General features: G+C 64.5%; 11 protein-coding genes and 3 pseudogenes. 5 read left to right on the top strand and 9 right to left on the bottom strand.

Annotated features, from left to right (window positions below; genetic code table 11):
• Positions 1 to 27 precede the first annotated feature (27 nt).
• Positions 28 to 2,127 carry a hypothetical protein gene (locus FHS55_RS22295; protein ID WP_183192068.1) on the top strand — a complete coding sequence of 700 codons (2,100 nt, stop codon included), beginning with the start codon at positions 28 to 30 and terminating at the stop codon, positions 2,125 to 2,127.
• 374 nt (positions 2,128 to 2,501) lie between these two features.
• On the opposite strand, the gene FHS55_RS22290 is transcribed toward FHS55_RS22295, so the two are convergent.
• The 3 genes from FHS55_RS22290 to FHS55_RS22280 all read right to left on the bottom strand — a co-directional run bounded on the left by FHS55_RS22290 (position 2,502) and on the right by FHS55_RS22280 (position 6,248).
• Positions 2,502 to 3,734, bottom strand: a complete 1,233-nt coding sequence (locus tag FHS55_RS22290) for a HEPN domain-containing protein (protein WP_183192067.1) — start codon at positions 3,732 to 3,734, stop codon at positions 2,502 to 2,504.
• 64 nt (positions 3,735 to 3,798) lie between these two features.
• Positions 3,799 to 5,145 carry an RNA-binding domain-containing protein gene (locus tag FHS55_RS22285; protein ID WP_183192066.1) on the bottom strand — a complete coding sequence of 449 codons (1,347 nt, stop codon included), beginning with the start codon at positions 5,143 to 5,145 and terminating at the stop codon, positions 3,799 to 3,801.
• A gap of 539 nt (positions 5,146 to 5,684) precedes the next feature.
• A complete protein-coding gene (locus FHS55_RS22280) occupies positions 5,685 to 6,248 on the bottom strand; it encodes a TetR/AcrR family transcriptional regulator (protein WP_183192065.1) in 564 nt (187 codons plus the stop codon).
• Between the two features lie 110 nt (positions 6,249 to 6,358).
• On the opposite strand from FHS55_RS22280, the gene FHS55_RS22275 reads away from it, so the two are divergent.
• Together FHS55_RS22275 and FHS55_RS22270 are read left to right on the top strand one after the other, a co-directional pair.
• A complete protein-coding gene (locus FHS55_RS22275) occupies positions 6,359 to 7,147 on the top strand; it encodes an SDR family NAD(P)-dependent oxidoreductase (RefSeq protein ID WP_183192104.1) in 789 nt (262 codons plus the stop codon).
• 33 nt (positions 7,148 to 7,180) lie between these two features.
• Positions 7,181 to 7,480: pseudogene (locus FHS55_RS22270) on the top strand (alcohol dehydrogenase catalytic domain-containing protein); the annotation flags it as partial.
• Between the two features lie 155 nt (positions 7,481 to 7,635).
• On the opposite strand, the pseudogene FHS55_RS22265 reads toward FHS55_RS22270, so the two are convergent.
• A pseudogene (locus FHS55_RS22265) lies at positions 7,636 to 8,236 on the bottom strand (IS110 family RNA-guided transposase); the annotation flags it as partial.
• Between FHS55_RS22265 and FHS55_RS22260 the strand changes: the two are divergent.
• Positions 8,228 to 8,407 (top strand): annotated as a pseudogene (locus tag FHS55_RS22260) (LysR family transcriptional regulator); the annotation flags it as partial. The pseudogenes FHS55_RS22265 and FHS55_RS22260 overlap by 9 nt on opposite strands.
• A 782-nt stretch (positions 8,408 to 9,189) precedes the next feature.
• Here FHS55_RS22260 and FHS55_RS22255 read toward each other — a convergent pair.
• The 4 genes from FHS55_RS22255 to FHS55_RS22240 form a co-directional block, all read right to left on the bottom strand.
• Positions 9,190 to 10,770 carry an FAD-dependent monooxygenase gene (locus FHS55_RS22255; protein ID WP_183192064.1) on the bottom strand — a complete coding sequence of 527 codons (1,581 nt, stop codon included), beginning with the start codon at positions 10,768 to 10,770 and terminating at the stop codon, positions 9,190 to 9,192.
• 57 nt (positions 10,771 to 10,827) lie between these two features.
• Complete coding sequence (locus FHS55_RS22250) at positions 10,828 to 11,544, bottom strand: hypothetical protein (protein WP_210287132.1); 717 nt, start codon at positions 11,542 to 11,544, stop codon at positions 10,828 to 10,830.
• Positions 11,545 to 11,591: 47 nt separating this feature from the next.
• Positions 11,592 to 15,791 (bottom strand): autotransporter domain-containing protein, encoded by a 4,200-nt coding sequence (locus tag FHS55_RS22245; RefSeq protein ID WP_183192063.1) that lies wholly within the window; start codon positions 15,789 to 15,791, stop codon positions 11,592 to 11,594.
• Between the two features lie 253 nt (positions 15,792 to 16,044).
• The gene (locus FHS55_RS22240) at positions 16,045 to 17,049 is read right to left on the bottom strand and encodes a helix-turn-helix transcriptional regulator (RefSeq protein WP_183192062.1); all 1,005 of its coding nucleotides are present in this window, start codon (positions 17,047 to 17,049) and stop codon (positions 16,045 to 16,047) included.
• Between the two features lie 180 nt (positions 17,050 to 17,229).
• Here FHS55_RS22240 and FHS55_RS22235 point away from each other — a divergent pair, with 180 nt between their 5' ends.
• Positions 17,230 to 18,825 carry a serine hydrolase gene (locus FHS55_RS22235; RefSeq protein ID WP_183192061.1) on the top strand — a complete coding sequence of 532 codons (1,596 nt, stop codon included), beginning with the start codon at positions 17,230 to 17,232 and terminating at the stop codon, positions 18,823 to 18,825.
• Between the two features lie 361 nt (positions 18,826 to 19,186).
• Here the strand turns inward: FHS55_RS22235 and FHS55_RS22230 are convergent.
• A partial coding sequence (locus FHS55_RS22230) for a terminase small subunit (protein ID WP_183192060.1) occupies positions 19,187 to 19,840 on the bottom strand: 654 nt, incomplete at its 5' end.

Below are 19,840 nucleotides of genomic sequence, written 5' to 3'. Positions count from 1 at the left end.
GCGCGGCGCGCACGCAGGATCAGGGGCGTGAGCGAAAGGATCGTGCTCGGTGACGGTGTGCCCAGGTTGCGCTCCCGTGCGCCGGCTCAACCGCGATTGGACGGGAAGGACTTCACGGAATCGAACTATGCCGCTATCGTCACGCCACAAGGCATGGCGGCCAGAGGGGGCTTCGGCAGGGCTATCCCGACATTCGCAATCATCGCCCACTCAACACGGGGTGACCCCGGCTGGCTTCAGGACGAGCGCTTGATGACTCTTTTGGCGCAACGCAATCCTCGCACGCCAGATGTACGCACGCCGCAAGAGGTTGACGCCAAGCTGCTGAAGCTGCTGGAAACCAAAGGCGCCGATCCGGACTTCTGGTCCTTGAAGGATCGCGACCGCAGCGATAGCGTCCACAGCATCTTCCAGTATCCGGCGATGATGGTCCCGCTCGTCCAGCGCCGGCTCCTTGGGGCCGTCTTGGAAGCGCGGCCAGACATCCAGTCGGTTTATGACCCGTTCATGGGCTCGGGCACCTCGCTCGTCAGCGGCATGCACTTTGGGCTTGACGTCTACGGCAACGACATCAATCCCCTGGCGGTGCTGATCAGCCGGGTCCGGACGGCCCAGACCGTTGAATTCACCATCGGAGCCATCGCTGAACGGGTGGCCGCCAAGGCCAAGGCCGATCGGCGCGAAACCATCGAGACCGCGATGGCCAACCGCGAAAAGTGGTTCCAGCCGGAAGTGGCCACCGAGCTGTCGCGGCTGCGGAGGGCCATCCGTAAGTGCGACAACCTGTGGGTACGCCGGTTCTTATGGGTGACCCTGGCTGAGACCATCCGGCTGACCAGCAACGACCGCACCTCAACCTATAAACTGCACGCCCGCCCCGCCGAGGAGATCGCCAAGCGCGCCCTCTCGCCGATCGCGGTGTTCCGTGACCTCGCCCGAGAGAACGCCTCGAGCTTCTCCACCTTTAGGCGTCGCCTGGGGGAGGCCAAGCAAATCAAGTCGTCCAAATATGTCGGCAAGAGCGAGGTTCGCGTCGGTGATACGCGGCGGGCCTTGGACGATTGGGGTAATGCTGCACCCTTCGACCTCCTGATGACCTCGCCACCCTATGGCGACAATCTCACGACGGTCACCTACGGCCAGCATTCCTATCTTCCGTTGCATTGGATCGACTTCAACGATATCGACCCTGCCGCCGACATTGCGATCCTGCGGACCACCCAGGAGATCGACCGGCGCAGCCTGGGTGGGGCTTGGGGGGATGCAGCCTGGGACGAGGTCAAGCTTCTGGAAGCCTCGCCCCGACTAAAGCACTTCGCCGATGGCTTGCCGCCCAAGCCTGATGACGGCCGCAGCCGACTTATCCGCTTCTACCGTGATTTCGGCGCCAGCCTCGATAGTATCCTCAAGGTGATGAAGCCCGACAGCTATATGATCTGGACAGTGGGCAACGGCTATAACGACCCGCTGCGCAACGGCGACTTGTTCGAGATCGGCGACGGGGCCGATCTCAAGCTCTGGGTTCTGATCGCTCAACCCTGCGACCTGATGGTCCGCAGCAATGGCGAGCGGGTGCGCGAAGACAACTTCAAGGTCGCTGTTCTCGCGCCGCTGCGCACTCGGGCGCTGGGCGTCGAAGCGGCGATGAAGGATGGCCTGACCTTCTCGCTCGATCACTACGACCACAATGGCGCGCAATCGGCCGTGGTCCTGTTGGCCGACGCCACACCCGCCAACCTGCATGTGCTCGACCTCGCTGTCTTGAACAAGGACGGTAGCTGCCAGCTCAGCGCTCAGGCTGATTCCGTTCTGAGCCTTCCCAGCAAGTCTTGGGAGAACCGTCACGGCAAGCTGAAGGCTCATTTCGCTAAGGTGAGCAGGCAGATCGAGGATGCGCGTAAGGCGCACAAGGATACGGTCGCCGACCTCTTAGCCGCTGCGGTCGTTCCGCGGGCGTCGCCCAAGAAGGGGTTCGCTAAGTATGGGACCTATGACAAGGGCGCCTACAGCTATCCGATCAGTCGCCGCGGCCGGATTCGCGATCCACTGGCGACCTCGCTCTTGAGCGCTTACAGCCGGTTCTTGGCTCGAGACGCCTACGAACACGACTACTCGCGTGCCGGCTGACCGTCCGCAAGTGCGTCCTGGGGCGGTCAATTGACGACCGGCGGCGGGGCCACTGAAGTCGGTGTTCGGCACAAGACCCGATCGTATGGTCAGCCATGTCGTCTTCCGCCGAGTAGTCCGCCCAACGTTGCAGAGACGCTTAAGCTCCCGGGAGGGGAGAGGGATCCGACCGTCCGCGGTGGGTCGGACCGGGTCATCAGTCTTAGTGTCTGAATGTCCGGAATCTGGCGGGACCCCAACTCCAGCAAATGGCACCGCTCAGCCTGATCTACCATGGCCGAATAGGGGCTTCAGACCGTCAAGGACGGTGAGACGTTCTAGTCAGCGAAGATGGTCGGACACTGCAAGCGGTCGAGCGCGTGGTGCTCGTCTGGTTAGTCTTGCGTGGCGGCGGGACTGAAGAGATTCCAGGGCGGGCCTCCCGACAGCTCCCATTCCTCGGGCTTCGGCACTTCGCCCGACATCACCACCGCCCTCAACACGCTAACGCAGAGGGCAAGGCCATCCTCCGTGACCTGGCGATTAGCGGCCTCTTTCTTAGGCGCGCTGCCATGCACGACATCGCTGCGGAGGCTGTAGAACTTACGGACGCGCTCGGCGATGGCGATGCGGTCTTCCAAGGTCCGGCCGAGAAGCAGCGCCGTGCGCACGGAAAGGCGATGGGTGAGTTCGCCACGCGCGTTCCCCGACAACAGCGCCTCCAGGCAAACGCTGCCGTCGATCGCCTTGTCACCCGGGGCGAAGCGCCGACGGGCGAGATTGAGCCGCTGGATTGGGACACGGCAGGCATTGGCGACGTTCTCATGCAGGGTGAGGTAGCGCTCGACCCACTCGGTCATCTCGGGCGTCACCTGGATCGGATGGTTGGGGAGTCGGCCCTCGTGCTGTGAGCCCATCCATATCCGCCCGAATTCTGCGGGATGGAATTCGGGATCGGCGAACTCCTGCCACACCACACTGACGGTGGGTGCGACGTCATCAGCAAGCACGAAAGCGTCGATCGTCCACCGCAGCGTCGCGGTAATCTCCTGAAACCGGGCGTGACCTCCATCGTGGCCGTCTTCGCCTTCGACGTCGCTGACCTCGAACATCACCGCAGCCGGGAAGTCCATGTGCATTCCGAAAAAGGCCCGCTGTTTGAGCATTGCCGAGTTGGGACTATCCGGAAGCGCACTCACCGGCATCAGGGTCACGCCATTCGAAAACCGGTACGGCTCCTGAACGAGCAAGCCGTAGACTTCGCCGACGACCCGCATGGGCGTGCGACGCACTGCCCGGATGGTTCGGTACCAGGCGAGCGCGCCGTCCGGACCGCGGGTCAGGGCAACCCGTAGCAGGTTGACCGCTTGGTGCTGGTTGAAAAAGGCGAGCTGTTTGCCGAGGAAGAACCGGCTAGCCGGCCCTGCGAACTCTGGATGGGTGTCCATTGCCTCACGTAACAGCCGGGATATCTCCCAGATGTCGGGGCTGTCGGCCGTACGGGGCAGGTGCCCCTGAGAGAATGCTGTTCCGGCCGCCGAGAGGGTATCGTTAATGATGCGCAGGAGATCAGGGTCGGTTGTCATGGCCGAACCATGCTTCAACGGCGCGGTCTGCACCAGTGGCACGTGGCCTCAACCTCATTTGCCGCGCGTCGGTTTGGAGGCTCTGCGGCTTCGCCTCGGTCGTGCGTCAGAACCGACCTTGGCGGAGGCGTTGCGCCTCCTCATCAACGAGGCTCTTGGGAAGCTGGAAGAAGTCGAAGAGCGCGTAAAGGGGCTTTAGGAACTCGAACAGGATCTCCGGAAGACTGTCGGCGACCTGGGCGGCCCGGACGGTCATCACCCGATCTAGGGTGTCTTGCTGGGAGATATAGCCTTCGTCGATCAGTCGACGCCCTTCGACGTGGGTCAGGCTGCGCCTCGCTAAGCCGCTCCACTTCACGGAGAATACGATTTCGGCATCAGGCCGGCCGATGGCCGCCGCAAACCTGGCGGCCTGAAGGAGGCAGTCACCGATGCGCCAGACCGGCAAGGTGACGTCGAACACCGTGCCGGGCTTCATGCGCTCGGGGTGGCTGTCCTCATCGAACCCCCGGATCAGCACCGCTTCGCCGGTAGGGCTCACCCGCCAGAAATCGGCATGAGCCGGGTCGTCCACCATGCGCCGGGCGTCTTCGGCGGCGATAAAGCATTCGACCGCCCCGTCCTTCACATAGGGCTTGATGCCGGCGCGAGTTGGCACCCAGAACGGCGACCAGCCTGTATGCCGCGTAGTCGCGCTGTTGACCGCCTCCAGCAGCTCAGGGGCTTCGATGGCGGTGGTCTGACCGACGAGCTTGTATGCCACCCGGTAGAAGCCTGGCGGAAGGAGCTTCACCATCGTCGGCGAGATGGGCGCCCGCGCGATCCAGCGCTCCAGGCCGTCATCGGCCCAGGCGGCGAGCTGCGCTTCTTCGCTAGGCGGCAGCGGGAGGCTTTGCGTCTCGCGCCCATCGAGGATGCCGCGAATGGCGTCCAGGAGATCATCGCGAGTCGCCCGAACGCAACGGTCGATCAGCTCGCGCCATTCCGCCGCCGTTCCGGGTTCGGCACTCTCCGGCTTAGGCCGCCGGATGTAGACACGCCCAACCAACAGCGTCTTTTGATCAGGGCTGCCCCTCTTGGCTTGGATAGGCGTCCGATGGCCGCCGGGGACCTGGACGACGGGGTACACACCCACGCCCCCATTAACTTGGTAGACCCCGACTTGAATGGCCGGCTCAGCGTAGGCGGCGGCGATGCCGGCGATGATGTCCTGCTTGTAGCCCGCCAAGGTGACCGGGCGACCTGGCGCCTCCTCGAACTTGCCAGCCTCGGTCTCTCGCATCCCGAGGATGATGAACCCGCCGCCATGGTTGGCTAGGGCGATGATGATCTTCGCCAGGGTGGCGCAGTCGTCCTTGTTCGTGAGGTCCAGCCACGACTTTATCTCGACGCCCAGGTCTTCCCTGGGCGAAGCGACAAGCGCCTCTAGCTGTGCAGTCAGCAGTTCCGCCACGGGTCCCACCTAGTTTAGTTTCGCCATCTTATAGCGAGTCGGCTGCCAGGTGATTCGCTGGCGGGTGGAGTTGCCAAGGCTTTCTGCCGAAGAGCAAGATCAACACGGTTTCGCTTGGCTGGGCGTCATGCGCGAAGCGTCGCCGCGGGCCAACCCAAATCCAGTACCCGAGGAGAAAACCAACTTCGGCATTTCGGCTTGGCGCGAATGTCTGCAGATGGCGCTACCGCGAAGGTCGGCTCTTGGCGCATCCATGACCGTGAAGCGGCAAGCAGCAACGTCTGCTTTCAGGAAATCGCACGTCCGATCTCTACGGCCGAGATCGGGGCGCTTTGCTGACATACGGCGTCGGGGCCGGTGGGAAACTGTCCGCTATTGAGGACTTCAAACAAGAAGCCAACATATCGCGCCGGTGAATTGCCGAGGGCGAAGCTGACCAAACGGCTGCCTTCGAAACGTCCGCTTCGAAGTCCATATCGAATTGGTGGTGGTCTACTGCTAGCCGGGGATGCGATCTAACTCCGTTGAAGGCCTTGTAATTACAAGGCTGACCCATCCACGGTCCCCGCCTCGATCCAGGCGCGGGTCTGCTCTAGGATCTCGTCCGAAAGAGCGGGGTCATCAATTGCGCGGGCGAGGACGACGGCGCCCACCATCGCCGCCCAGCTTCCAATCGCTGCCTGACGACGGCCGGCCGGGTCCGCCAGCGGGAGCGCCATCTCGAGACGGGCGATCTGCGAGCGCAACCCTTCGGTCATCGCTTCGCGTGCCATGGGTGACTGGTGGCGGATGGCCGCCGCAAGTCCCGCCGTGGGGCAACCCGCGGCCGGGTTGTCGCGATGGCGCGGCGACAGATAGGCCTCGAGATAGGCGCGGATTTCGGTGTTCCCGCCGGGGGGCACCGCGAGGACATGAGCCAGGGTCTGCGCGACCAGATCATCCTTTGAACCGAAATGCCCATAGAAGCCGCCATGGGTGAGCCCGGCGGCCTTCATCACCTCGGCCACGCTGACCGCGTCGAACCCCCTGTCGCGAAACAGCGCGCTGGCAGCGTCGAGGATGCGGCGGCGGTTCTCCGCCATCTGCTCGCGGCTGACCTTCATTTCAGAATGCTCCGACGCCCGTCATTGACAGTTACATGATGATCGTCATATTTAGACTCAATCATGATATTCATCATGAATATGGCTACGAATTGAAGAGAGAGCAACCCATGGCCGCACACCCCTCCGTTCTTATCACCGGCGCCTCCACCGGCATCGGCGCGGCTTATGCCGAGCGTTTCGCCCGCCGTGGGCATGATCTGGTGCTGGTTGCCCGCAACACGGGGCGCATGGAGGCGCTGGCGACCCGCCTGCGTGAAGAAACCGGCGTTGCGATCGACATCATCACGGCCGACCTCACACAGCCCGCTGATCTCGGTGTCGTGGAAGCCCGCCTGCGCGGCGACGCCCGCATCGGCATCCTCATCAACAATGCCGGAACGGCCATTGGCGGCAGCTTCATCGAGCAGAGCACCGATGACGTCGCGCAGTTGCTCGCCCTCAACACCACAGCCGTCCTGCGGCTGGCCAGTGCCATCGCGCCGCGTCTGGCAAAGGCCGGCACGGGCGCGATCGTCAATATCGGCTCGGTGGTCGGGATCGCGCCGGAATTCGGCATGACCGTCTATGGGGCGACGAAGGCCTTCGTGCTTTTCCTGTCGCAGGGGCTCAGCCTCGAGCTCGGCCCGAAGGGCGTCTATGTCCAGGCGGTGCTCCCCGCCGCCACGCGCACCGAGATCTGGGGGCACGTCGGCGCGGACGTCGATGCCATGGCCGGGGTGATGGACGTCGAAGAGCTCGTCGACGCGGCGCTGGTCGGCTTCGACCGCCGCGAGGCCGTCACCATCCCGCCGCTGCCCGATGAGGAGCAGTGGACCGCCTATCAGGCCGCGCGTCAGGCCATGCTGCCGAACACCCGCCAGGAACACGCCGCGGCGCGTTACCGGACGGCGGACTGAGCCTTTGCGCACGAGCCCAGAGAGCACACCCTCATGAAGGCGTTCATCCTCGATAGATACAAGAAAGGCGGCGCCCTGCGCTTTGGCGACAGGCCGGAGCCGGAATTGGGGGATGAGGATGTCCTGGTGGACATTCATGCCGCCGGCCTGAACCCTCTGGATTCCAAGATCCGCGACGGCGCCTTCAAGCCCCTCCTTCCCTATCGCCCGCCTTTCATTCTGGGACACGACATGGCGGGACGGGTCGTGCGGGTAGGCGCGAAGGTCCGCCGTTTCAAGGCGGGGGACGAGGTCTATGTCCGGCCTGTTGATGCAGCCATCATCACGGCTGCTGGCCTGTATGGAGATCGCGGATCGGGTCCAGATCGCTTTTGCGCGCTCGAGGCGCCCGGACATTTCACTGGTTTTCCCGACCCCGTCTGCTGACCGTTGCGCCATACCTCTCTGCTGACCTTACCTTGCGTCCCTGACGCCTCGAGCCGTGGCTGTTATGCCGCCGCGGCCGGAGCTCTATAGAATCCGCCGTGCGCCATCAGCGCCCAGACGATCGATCCTTGCCATCTTGTTGGCCAGTGCGACCGTGACCAGCATACGCGGCTTGCGCGCCAACATACCGGCCAGCCAGCCGCTAGCCTTGTCGGGATCGCGCGCCGCGACCTTGGTCGCCGAGCTCGCGCCTAGGATCAGAAGCCGTCGCAGGCTGCGCTCCCCCATCTTGGTCGTTCGCCCGAGCCGCTCTTTGCCGCCGCTGGAGTGCTGTCGCGGGACGAGACCCAGCCAGGCCGCGAAGTCGCGCCCGCGGCGGAAGGTGCTGGCGGCTGGCGCCAGTGCGACCAGCGCCGTCGCGATGACCGGACCAATGCCCGGGACGGTCATCAACCGCTGCGCCACCGGGTCTGCCTTTGCCCGGGCCGCGATCTCTCGGTCGAGAAGAGCGATCTGCGTCTGCAGTGCCTGCAAACCCTGTGCGATGACGACCAGTACCGGCCGTGCTTCAGCCGGGATGTCTGATGCGGGATCGCCGACGATCTCGACCAGCTTGCCGACATGTCCGACACCCTGCCGCACGACATAGCCGAACTCGGTGACGGCAGCCTCATCCGCCTCGTGCCGCGCTGGTACTGCGACGCAGGGGCGATCTCGATCTACTACCCTTCTCGCACGCTGCTTCCCGCGAAGTCCCGGGTGTTCATCGACTGGGTCGGCGACGCCTTCAAAGCGCAGAGGCTCGCCGAAAGGTTCGCTGGGAGCCTCGCCTAGGAGCGCCAGTCTTTCTCGATCTGTTAGTCGGCCGAGCCCGGTCAGAGGACGTGTGCGGTTGAACGCTGCGGAGGGCATTCGTGCGGCAGCGCTCGACGATAAGGGCTGACGTTCAACTCCGCCTGGACGTTCGCCCTTGAGCTGGAGATCGGCGCAGTCCGGCGGGTGCTCGAAGACTGGACGCTGCCGCCCGTCGATCAGTGGGCCGTATTACACGGGGCGCCTCGCCAAATCAAAGGTGCGCGCCTTGGCCGATTGTGCGGAGAGCATCCTGGAAAAATAGGGATACTCGCGATGTACCGCGACGCGCGAGAGGCAGACGTTCGCTGCGCAGACGACGAGTGGTCGGTTCGGGGCCGGTGGCAGACGGTCCGCTATTGGGGACTTCAAACGAGAAGCGGACCTGTCGCCGACGACCAGGATGTCCGCTTTCAGGCGCGACACAGTTTCAGGCTGGCCTTAGTGCTCGGGTCAGGGAACAGACGATCAACTGCCGGGCTCCTCGGGCCATCGCCACGTGAAGGACGTCGCCGCAAAAAGCGCAAGCCCATGCTCGGGCCAGATCCTGCACGCGCGCGCTCGAGCCTCGATTTCTCTCCAACACAATCAGCGACCGTCGCCGCTTCAGGGTGCTCGCCATCGTAACCCACGGGCATCGCCAGCGCGCCGAGCGGGGTGCCATCGGGGGCATAGCGGTGTACGGCACGCGGCGCTGACGTCCATATGTTGGCGGGCACGTCCCTGCGCAGCGAGAACCTCGCATTCACTCATGCCCGCCGCTTCTAGGCCAGCATCGCTGGCGAACGGAGCCGTTCTGCATACGCAGCCAGAGCTTCTCCGTGGTGCTGATCGGCGCGCAGCCCGAGATATCCATCAGGCCGAACGACAAAGAGCGCCACGCCACTGACGCCCAGCCGCTCCGCGACCGTCTGGTCGATGCGGGCAAATCCACGGTCGGGGGCCTGCGTGGCGAACAGGAAGCTGGCCTCCAGAAGAGGGCTTCCGGCGTAGGCGTCGAGGATGCCATGGAGACCGGTCAGTTCGTCCGGCTCCGCCTTGTCGCCACCAATGACGATGGCGACATGCCCCGTCCGTTTGGCGCCAGCGTGGAACACGGCAGGTACCCCATCGGTGGGCCGGATGTCGATATCGCTCGGCCAGAGCTGGCCAGGGGCGAGCGCGTCGTGCCACGCACCCATCACGATCGGTGATGCGCCGTAGTCGATATCCAACTCAGCCTCGGCGACGGCTTCCTGGTGGCGCGTGGCCGGGTTGGCGAAAACGCCGCGGATGAAGGCATCGCGCGCGCGCCGATCATCCGGACTCTTCAGGACCTGGGCGTGGTCGGCTTCATCTCCCGAAGCGGTGAACTTCTGCGCAACCGGGCGGCGTTCCGCCTCATAGCTGTCAAGCAGCGTGTGGGAACAATGGCCTTTACAGACCAGCGCGAGCTTCCAGGCGAGATTTAAGGCGTCCTGCATGCCGCTATTCATGCCGTGGCCCTGGATCGGGCTGCAGGTATGCGCCGCGTCGCCCGCGAGCAGCAGGCGTCCGGAACGGTACTTCTTCGCCACCTTGGTGTGGCAGTGAAAGCGCGTCGGGTTCGCCACCGCGATGAAGCGCGCGTCTGGCACGTACCGACCGAGGGTGCCCGTCGCATCCTCCACGAGGTCGGATTGCTCAGAGCTCGGCCGGAGATAAACACGCCAGCGCTCATCGGGCAGCGCGGTCAGGATGATCGGCGGCTCATCGAAATAGACGAAATTCGCTTCATGCGAATAGGGCCAGCCCTCAATGGTGGTGTCGAACACCGCCCAAGGCTCCTCGATGTCGTGGCCGTCCTGCCCGATGCCGGCGAGCGAACGGACCGTGCTGTGATGCCCATCGCATCCGACGACCCAGCGCACGAAGACCTGCTTTTCTTCACTCTCGCCAGCAAGAGTGGCGAGAACACCTTCCTCCGTCTCAGCCAGGCCGATCAACCGGGTGGAGCGAGTTGGCGTGCCGCCGAGCTGCACGAGGTAATCCGTCAGGATCGCTTCCGTCACCTCCTCGGACACACCAAGATTGAAGGGGTAGCGGCTGCCGCTGAGGGAAAGATCCACCTCCCCCAGCGCTTTGCCATCGGAATGGATGCGAGCTGTCCGCTGTGGGACGCCCGCCTTCAGCAGACGATCCGCAAGGCCCAGAGAATCGAAGATCTCGATCGAACGCGGATGAACGACGGTCGCCCGGTCCCAGGTCAGCGGCTTGTCATGGGCGTCAATGAGAAGGCAGCCGACGCCCCGGCGCTGGAGTTCCGCGGCCAGCATAAGACCGGTGGGGCCGGCTCCAACGATCAGAATATCTGCATCGGTTTTCATGAAACTCGATCTTCCTTTTTGGACGTCGGCAGGCGTTCCGCTGGAGCCCGCCATGTTCTAGATGGGCTGCCAGCCATAGCGTTTGCGCAGATCGGCCAGGTTGTTCTTGATGCGCACGATGGCGGAGCTGGTTGGCTCATTCTCGGAGAAGAAGCGGCCCGTGGGCGTCCGCAGAAACACCTCCGCAGCTTCGGCCGAGATCTTCAGATCGTATCCGGTCTCAAGCCAGATCGCGTTGCCATAGGCATCCAGACGAACGAGCGGGGTGTCTTTACCGAAGAAGCTGTTCGACGCGTAGGTCTGCAACCGCGAAATGCGGTCGCCCTGGAAGCCGATATGCTGCATGGCCAACAGGTGCTCATTGCCGTAGCGGATATCGAGCACGATGGAGCCGGTATCGGTCTCGGCATCATAGCCTATGGAAGGCACCTCGACGCCGTCGATGATCGCAAACCACCAGACGTTGTTGTATTCGACGAAGAAACGCAGGGACATGCGATTTGCATCGGCGAGCGTGGTCTTGAGATAGCCGGTATCGGCCGCGAACAGATCGAGGCCGAAATGCCGGTCCACGTACATCTTGCGAAAACGGCGGAGTATTTCGACACGTTTTTCCGCCCGTTCGCAATGGGGCGCGGTGTCTGCACCGGTGCCCTGAACTGAAGCTGCACCGGGCACAACCGGCGCTGTATCGGCTGCGATCGCGGCGCGGTGAACCACTGCCGCGACCGGTACCGCCAGCGACGCGGAGAGCAGGTGGCGTCGAGTGAGCACGATAGTCCTCCCGTTTCGCAGTGTGGAGCCTGTTCGGGCTGTGTGGTTCACCAGGTGATCTTGAGGCCGCCCCAGAGCTGGTGGTTGTCGTTCCCGCCGCCGATTTCGCCGTCATAGCTGACGAACAGCGAGCCGCTGTCGCTGAGCCGCACAGCGGCCGACAGGCCGACCAGCGCGCTGTCACGCTGGCGCGTCGCGCCATAGACGGTGAAGTCGGCACCGGGAGCCGACGTGAACGACGCCGTCATCGCTGGCGTGGTGTCGGCGAACTCGTGCAACCAACCGAGCCGCAGACCCAGATCGAGTGGCATGCCATTGCCGAGATCGAAGCCCGTGGTGAAATCGGCACCGATGGTGCTGCGCACGGAATTGGTAGACTGCGAGGCGACGGCGAGATTGTAAGGGCTCAAGCCGGTCTCGGTGAAGCCGTCCTGATCGATCGCCACCACCTGGAGCCGAGCGAAAGGCGTGATCGCGGTCCTGAGCGGCGTGCCGAGGTCGAAGGTGTAACCGCTCTCGATCTGGCCGAGAAACTGCCCGGCATCCGTGTCGCCGTCGGCAATGCCAAACGGCAGGCCGGCGCTTCCGACGAAGCGCTTCATGGAGTTGCTGGCATTGGCATAGCCCGCCAGCGCGTCGACATAGAGCGGGCCTTGTGTGAACGAGCCATAGGCGACCGCGCTGAGCGTGTCGGCATCGGCATCGCCGGCAAAGCCATTGACCGATTGCGAGCCGGCGACATAGCCGCCGGCAATGCCGACAAGGAAGCCCGGATTGACGCGGTAGTCGATGCCGAAGGCGGTGCCTCCCAGCGAATAGTCGAGGCCGGAAGCATTGGCGTCGCCGCTCACGCTGCCGGTGCTTCCGATGCCGCTGATCCAGGCGGAAAAGCCGGCCAGCGCGTCCGAGCCGGGAGCCAGCGCCGCGCGGTCCGCCGCCGCGCCGCCATCGCGCGCGACCGACATCTGGCGGCCGACCGCGTTCATGAACAGCTGGCTGGAGCGTAGGTTCACCGTGGCGAGGTCGGCGTAGGGTTGCCCGCTCAGCGTCTGAAACGCCGCCGCTCCGTCCGTCACCGGCAGATTGGCGAGCGTCGTGATGAGGCCGCCGACATAGCCGCCGGCCGCAATCGCATCGAGCGCGCCACCGACGGCCCGCTGGTTCGTGGTCAGCGCCGCCGAGGCGAAAGCGTCGGGCGCCAGCGCCAGCGTCACGTAGATATGTTCGGAATCGAGCGAGACCTGCGGCGTCAGGAAGCCGACACCGCCCATCACCTCGCCGAAGGTGACATTGCCGCCGCCCTCGGTGGTGATGATGGTATAGGTCGTACCCGGGGTGTAGACGCCAGGATCGGTGACAATGGCGAGGGTGCCGGCATTGATCATCACCCTGTGGTCCGCGCCGATGACGCTGATCCGGTCGCTGTCGCCGGCGGCGTTGACCTCCATCTCCAGCGTGCCGCTGTTGAGGGTGAAGTTGCCGTCGACGATGAGATGCCCGATCGAATTGCCCGGCTTGACGGTGCCGCCATTATTGGTGATGTCGCCGGTGACGTTGCCGCTACCACTCAGCGTGCCGCCCTTGTTGACGATGACATTGCTGGTCAGATGGCCGTTCGCGGCAAGACCGCCGGCATTGATCGTGGTGCCGCCGCCGACGGTGCTGGCGCCCGTGAGATTGAGCTTGCCGGTGCCGTTCTTGGTCAACGTCCCCGTGCCGCTCATGCTGCCGGCATAGGTGCCGTCGAAGGCCTGGTCGAAGATCAGCGCGGCATTGTTGACGATGTCGCCCAGCAGGCTTTCGCTCGTCCCTTGCAGGGTGCCCCCGAGAACCGTGAACTCCGCCAGGCCCGGGACTTGCGACTTGAACTTGCTGGTGCCGGAGAGGATCAGCTTGCCGGCGCCGGTCTTGGTGATGGTGCCGAGCCCGAGCGTATTGCCCATGCCGGAGACGCTGCCGGCAAAGGTGCCGTCGGTCGCCTGATCGAACACGATCGACCGCGCATTGGTGTTGCCGGCGTTATTGTCGAAAGCAATGTTGCCGCGCAGGTTACCGGTGTTGCCCTGGATGGTGCCGCCATAATTGTTGACCCCGCCGTATTCGTCGGCAGCGGCGGCGAGGACGAGCGTGCCGGAGCCGACCAGGCTGAGAGTTTGGGCTCCCGTTCCGCCCGCACCGATGGCGCCGGTCAGCGTCAGCGTGGTGCCGGCATCAAGCTGGAAGCCACCACCCGCGTCCACCAGCGTGATCGAACGATCCGTCGTGAAGCTGCTCGTCGCCCAGAGGTGCCCATTATTGACCATCATGATATGGGCCCCGCTCCCGAGCTTGTCGTCGGAAGCGATCTGCAGCGTGCCCTCCTCGATGATGGTATCGCCGCTATAGGTGTTCGTTCCCGTGAGCTGCAGGACGCCGCCACCGTTCTTGATGAATCGGCCGGTGCCGCTGATGTCACCGCTCCAGATCAGCGGATTGTTCTGCACGTATATAACGCCCGCGTCGGTCAGCGTGAGATCGCGGCTGATGTTGAGCGCCGCCGCCGCATCCGCGGTCGTGCCGAGGGTACCGCCGTTCAAGGCGATCCCCGTGCCGGCGGCGCCGAGATTGGCGTCGGTCGTAAACCGGACATCTCCCGCGATCCGGGTGCCGCCGGTGTAGGTATTGTTCGCCGTCAGCTCGAGGATGCCCTCGCCGGCGACGATCAGGGTGCCCGCGCCGCTGATCGTCCCGTTCCAGGTCACTTGGGCATCCGGATTGCCGCCGTTCGGCCCGACATAGATGCCACCGGTTCCCGTCAGCGTCAGGGCGCGATCCATGACCTGCCCGTTTGCCGTGCCGATCCCGATCGCGCCGCCAGCGAGGTCGATGGCCATTCCGGCCGCGCCGAGGCTGGCGTCGGTGCGGAAGTAGAGCACGCCGTTCTCAACCCGGGTGCCGCCCGTTTGCGTATTGACGCCGTCGAGCGTGAGGTTGCCGACGCCGGTCTTGATGAGAGTGCCCGTGCCCGACATGTTGCCGGCATAAGTACCGTTGGCGCTCTGGTCGAACAGAACCTGGGCATTGTTCAGGATGTTGCCCTGTATCCCGAGGCTGTTGCCTTGCAGCACGCCGCTATTGACGGTCGTGCCGCCGCTATAGCTGTTCGTGCCGGTCAGGACCAGCGTGCCGTCGCCGTTCTTCACGAGCGACCAGCTGCCGGCATTGCCGCCGGTTCCACCGAGACCGGTCTGGTCGGCGATGGCGTCGGATATGTTGACCGTCTGGCCAGATCCGGGCGCGATGGCGAGTGAGCCGTTGCCGGCAAGGAACATGCCCGTTCCGGCCGAGCCGCCGGCTTCTCCCCAGCCGAATCCCTGCGCACCGGCACCGCCGGAAACCGCATTGCCGGCGATATTGAGCGGCCCATTCACGGCGAGAGATCCGCCATCCTGGACGAAGATCGCGCCGCCCATGCCAGCGCCGCCGCCGCCACCGCCGCCCTTGTTCGGCCCGCCGGGGCCTCCCTTGCCCGCGAGGAAGCCGCCATCGATCTGGGTGGCGCCGGAACCGCCGCCCCCGCCGCCGCCGAAACCGCCCACACCGCCATAGCCTGATCCCGAGCCGCCGCCGCCACCACCGAACCCGCCCGCACCGCCATTGCCGGTGTCGATACCGTCACCACCACCGCCCGTTCCACCGCCGCCGCTGGAAAGCCCACCGGCATTGCCGCCATTGGCGCCGGTCGGCCAATAGCCCCCACCGCCGCCGCTGGTCGAAACAAGGCCGTTGCCCGTGGCTACGCCGCCCGCGCCACCGCGCGCTGCGCTGCTCTGCAGATTGACATTGTCGACCGCCACATGCGCGCCACTGGCAACGAACAGCGCCCCGCCGAGTCCGGCGCCGCCGCCACCGCCGGCACCCTGCAGGCCGTTTCCGCCGGTGCCGCCCTGCGCGACAGAATTGGTGATGGTGAGGTCGCTTATCGCGACCGTGCCGGATTGCACGAACAGGCCGCGATACTCGTTATTGCCCGAGAGGGTGTGGTTGCCGCCGATGAAGGTGATGTTCGTCGTGACGTTCGGCAGATTGCTCGCCAGCGTGATGTCGGCCGTGAAGGTGATGGTGTCGCCATTGCCGGCGCTGCTGATGGCGCTGCGCAAATCCGCATCGCTGCCCACATTGAAGTTCGCGGCATGGACGGGGCCGGTGAGGATCGTCATCCCCATGCCTAGGAAGCTCGCCAGCGCCGTGGCTCTGAGCAGTCGCACGGTCAATCGCGACGTTTTCATCGGGGGCGTCGCAACAGGCGGCATCGTCAGCATCCTCCGGCCCGCCCGAGCGGCCTCAGCCCCTGGCGTTGCACCTATCCCGTAACCTCTGGTCATTGGAGAAGCATGAGGGTCGCGCGTCCCGCAACAGCTTTCTCGCCCTGCACGGCTCGCTGATACATCACGACCAATGTTGAGACGCCTGAACCACTCGGCCCAAGAGCCGACCGGTCACGCCGCCGGCCGCGCGGGCTCAGCTGAACTGCTCGCGCCATACGCTGGGTGAGACGCCAAATCGGCTGCGAAACAGCTTCCCGAACGATGAAACGTCCTTGAAACCGCAATCAAAGGCGATGACGGATATGCTGCGTCCCGTGCCGGCCTCTATCAGCCGGCGCGACATGGCGAGCCGGACGTCGCGAACCGTGTCCATGATGGTCGCGTCGTTATGCGCGAAGGCCCTGTACAGGCTCGCTCGCGAGCAACCGACCGCACGGGCGATCGCTTCCGGTGACAGGTCCGACACGTTGTAATTCGCGTGAATATAGCGCTTGGCGGCAAGGAAAAGCGCGTTCGGATCCGGCTCGTCCCGGTCGCTGAGGCCGCGCCCGATGCGCTGGAGCAGAAGCAGCGCCAGTGTGTGCAGCGCGTCGAGCGCAATCGCCATTTCCTTGCGGTCGAGGTGATCCGCATGCAGGTCCAACGCTGCCATATGGTCGCGAACCATCACCCCGAGGGGAATGGTATCGAGCGGTAATACGAGGCCGGGCAATTCGCCGCCGAAGGCTGCCAGCGCCTTGGCCCGGGGAAGCACCACGTAGATTTCCTTGCCAACGCTCCAATGGTAGCGCATCGCCTTCGTCGCATCATAGGCGACGAGACGGCCGGTCGACGTGATCGGTTGTTCGCCGCCGGGGCTCTCGAGCCCAACGCTGCCTTCCGCCATCAGCGAGATGATAATGGCATCGAGGGCGCCACTGAGCCGTGTTGCCGGCGTGATGACGGTGCGGTGCACCGACCCCGCATGGCTGGCAAAATTGCCTAACGCGCCGTGCACGGCATATTTGGTGCCGAACAGTTCTGCCTCGCCGGCACGGGGCACCTCGAGATCGGCAATGGTGTAAGCGGTCTCGCGCCACGCATCGAACCGGTCACCCGGAGCGAAATCGGTCGTCGACATCCGCCGCAGGCGATAGAAGCCGGCATTCATCTTGAGGCCTGCATCGTCTTCGCCTTCGGGAACAGGACGATCGGTCATGCTGTCCGGACTCTATGCCTAGCTGTGAGACTGGTCGACGATTGCGATGGTCACGAGCGGCGCGATAGCCTGCCGCCGAGAGCTCTGTTCCGGAGGGTATATCGATCCGCCGGAAGCGACTACAGTTTTGCCGATCCTCATGCGGCCCATTCGGCAAGCCGCTTTACGGAGACCAACACCATGGCGGGATCAGCGGCGCGACCGAGATTTAGCTGCCTAACGATCTGCGCCGCGCTGCTTCTCGGCTCAGCGATTGCCGTGCCGGCGCAGACGCAGACCGTGCCGCTGACACTCGGCGCCATTCCTCCCGAAGACGTTGTGCCGCTGGCCGGGGGCGGGCTCGAAAGGGCATTGGCGGATCTGCCCGAAGAGGTCGAAAGCGTGCTGAAACGCAGCGGCGTTCCCGGTGCGGCCGTGGCGGTGGTTCACGATGGAAAGACCATATTTGCGCGCGGGTTCGGCGTGCGCGAACTGGGCAAGGAGGCCAAGGTCGACACCGCCACGGTCTTCCAGATCGCCTCGATGTCGAAACCGATCGCCGCCACCATTGCCGCCATGCAGGTGACCGCCGGCAAGGTGAAATGGGACGACAAAATCACCCGGCACTTGCCGACCTTCGCCGTCGGGGATGCCTATGTGACCGCAAACGGCACGGTGGGCGATTTCTATTCTCATCGTTCCGGCCTGCCGCACGCGGCGGGAGACACGCTGGAAGACATCGGCTTCGACCGGAAGACCATTCTCGAACGGCTGAGGATGCTGCCGCTCGCTCCGTTCCGCGTCAGCTACAACTACGCCAATTTCGGCTTCACCACGGGTGCCGAGGCCGTCGCGGCGGCTGCCGGCAAGCCATGGGCCGACCTCGCGCAGGAGGCGCTGTACGGACCGCTCGGAATGACCTCCACCAGCTCGCGCTATGCCGACTTCCTGGCGCGTGAGAACCGGGCGACGCTGCACACGCTGGAGAACGGCCGCTTCATCGCAGGCCTCACGCGCGATCCGGACCAGCAGTCTCCCGCGGGTGGCGTGACCTCCAACGTGACCGACCTCGCCGAATGGGCGAAGCTGATACTGGCAAATGGCCAGCACGATGGCCGCGAGATGATCTCGCCCGCCGCTCTGCTGCCGGCCCTGCGCGCTCAGGCCTTCAGCGCACCCGCGGGCACGATCGGCTCGCGCTCGGGCTTCTATGGCTTCGGCTTTAACGTGTCGGTCAATGCCAATGGCCGGCCCGACATGAGCCACTCCGGGGCCTTCGTGACCGGCGCCGCCACCAATGTGCAGTTCCTGCCATCGGCCGACCTCGCCATCCTCGTCCTGACCAATGCCGGGCCGGTCGGCGCGGCGGAGGCCATTACCGGCCACTTCCTCGACATCGTGCAATACGGTGCGCCGACCCGCGACTGGTACGCGCTCATGCATCCGCTGCTGATGCAAAACTATGCCCCGTTGGGCGATCTCGTCGGCCGGAGCGCCCCGTCGCGCCCTGCACCGGCACGCCCGCTGGCGGACTATGTCGGCACCTATGATAGCCCGTATTTCGGCCCGGCGCGAATCTCCCAAGACGAGAACGGCCTTGTCCTCACTCTGGGTCCCGAGGCCATCGTCATGCCGATGACCCATTGGGACGGCGACGTTTTCTCGATCGCGCCCCGCAGCGAGAATGCGCCCTACGGTTCGCTCTCCTCGGTCCGTTTCGAGGGGGCTGGCGGCGCGCTCAAATCGATGCGCGTCGACTATCTGAACGAGGAAGGACTGGCCACCTGGACGCGGTGACTATGCCTGCAACGCCTGACTTCGCAGTCGGGCCGGCGCGACACGGCAGTGGCGATCTACCCACGCCGCCGCTTCGAACACGCGAGAGAATAATCCATCGAACACGAAGCGCCGTAACCGGTGTGTCCGAAAGCTGGTGTGATGATCGCCCCCGCCATGACATATACAATGACACCTACTGGACATCCCCGCAGCGCGCCAAAGGTCTGCTATTGGGCCGCGGCCGTTACTAGATCAATGGCCGACAAGGAGGGCGCAAAGCGGACGTCGCTGAAAAGGCAGTGGAGGGGCAGGTATGGGGTCAGAAGCCGACGATCGATATGACAGCCAGCAGATCGGTGTGCCCAGTCCTCCAAGCATCTCAGTCATCATCGATAGGATCGGCAACGGGCTGCAGCGAACTGCCCTGTATTTCCCGCAGCAGGACGGTCAGCGGGTTCTCGGCATCCCCTTGTAGCTTGAGCTTGTCGTTGAACATGCCGAGGTGGCGAGCGACCATCTCCAGCGCCTTGGCCCGGTCGGCGAGGTGAAACTCAATGCCGTCCTTGGTCTTCTTCAAGCCGTCGTAGAGCGGTGTGGCGAGAGGTGAGTTGGTAGCGAGAGCGACGACCATGCTCTCGCCAATACCATCGCATCGCGGGCACTCGGGATGGGGCTCGGCAAGAGCGTTGTAGCCGAAGCCCCCTTCCTCGCTCGGTAGGAGGTCGTCGGGTTCCATCTTCGCTCTCGCTTGGGCAAGGGCGGTGCGGAACTCCCGGCGATCCCGCCATTGATAGGCGTGGTCTGTACCGTGACAATAGCGGCAGGCACCTCGGATGTGCTGGATGACATCGTTTGGATTTGCAGTCGCCGTCGCCCACCAACGGTGGAGCACGGCATCGGCATCGATCTGCGTCCGTCGGGCGCGCTCCGCCATGGCCATGCGGATGGCAGCGGCGACATCGGGATTGCGCAGGATCCGAGATGCCATGAAACGGGCCGTATGCTCGGCATAACCGGCACGCCGGGCGGCTTC

The sequence above is a fragment of the Ancylobacter tetraedralis genome (assembly GCF_014195655.1).
Lineage (GTDB): Bacteria > Pseudomonadota > Alphaproteobacteria > Rhizobiales > Xanthobacteraceae > Ancylobacter > Ancylobacter tetraedralis.
The sequence above is the reverse complement of the archived record's forward strand: the minus strand, read 5'-3'. Positions and strand labels throughout refer to the sequence as shown.

Bases quoted from the DNA above. Each gene is read 5' to 3' on its own strand.
- FHS55_RS22240 (WP_183192062.1), bottom strand. From the start codon at position 17,049: ATGACCGATCGTCCTGTTCCCGAAGGCGAAGACGATGCAGGCCTCAAG.
- FHS55_RS22235 (WP_183192061.1), top strand. From the start codon at position 17,230: ATGGCGGGATCAGCGGCGCGACCGAGATTTAGCTGCCTAACGATCTGC.
- FHS55_RS22280 (WP_183192065.1), bottom strand. From the start codon at position 6,248: ATGAAGGTCAGCCGCGAGCAGATGGCGGAGAACCGCCGCCGCATCCTC.
- FHS55_RS22275 (WP_183192104.1), top strand. From the start codon at position 6,359: ATGGCCGCACACCCCTCCGTTCTTATCACCGGCGCCTCCACCGGCATC.
- FHS55_RS22255 (WP_183192064.1), bottom strand. From the start codon at position 10,770: ATGAAAACCGATGCAGATATTCTGATCGTTGGAGCCGGCCCCACCGGT.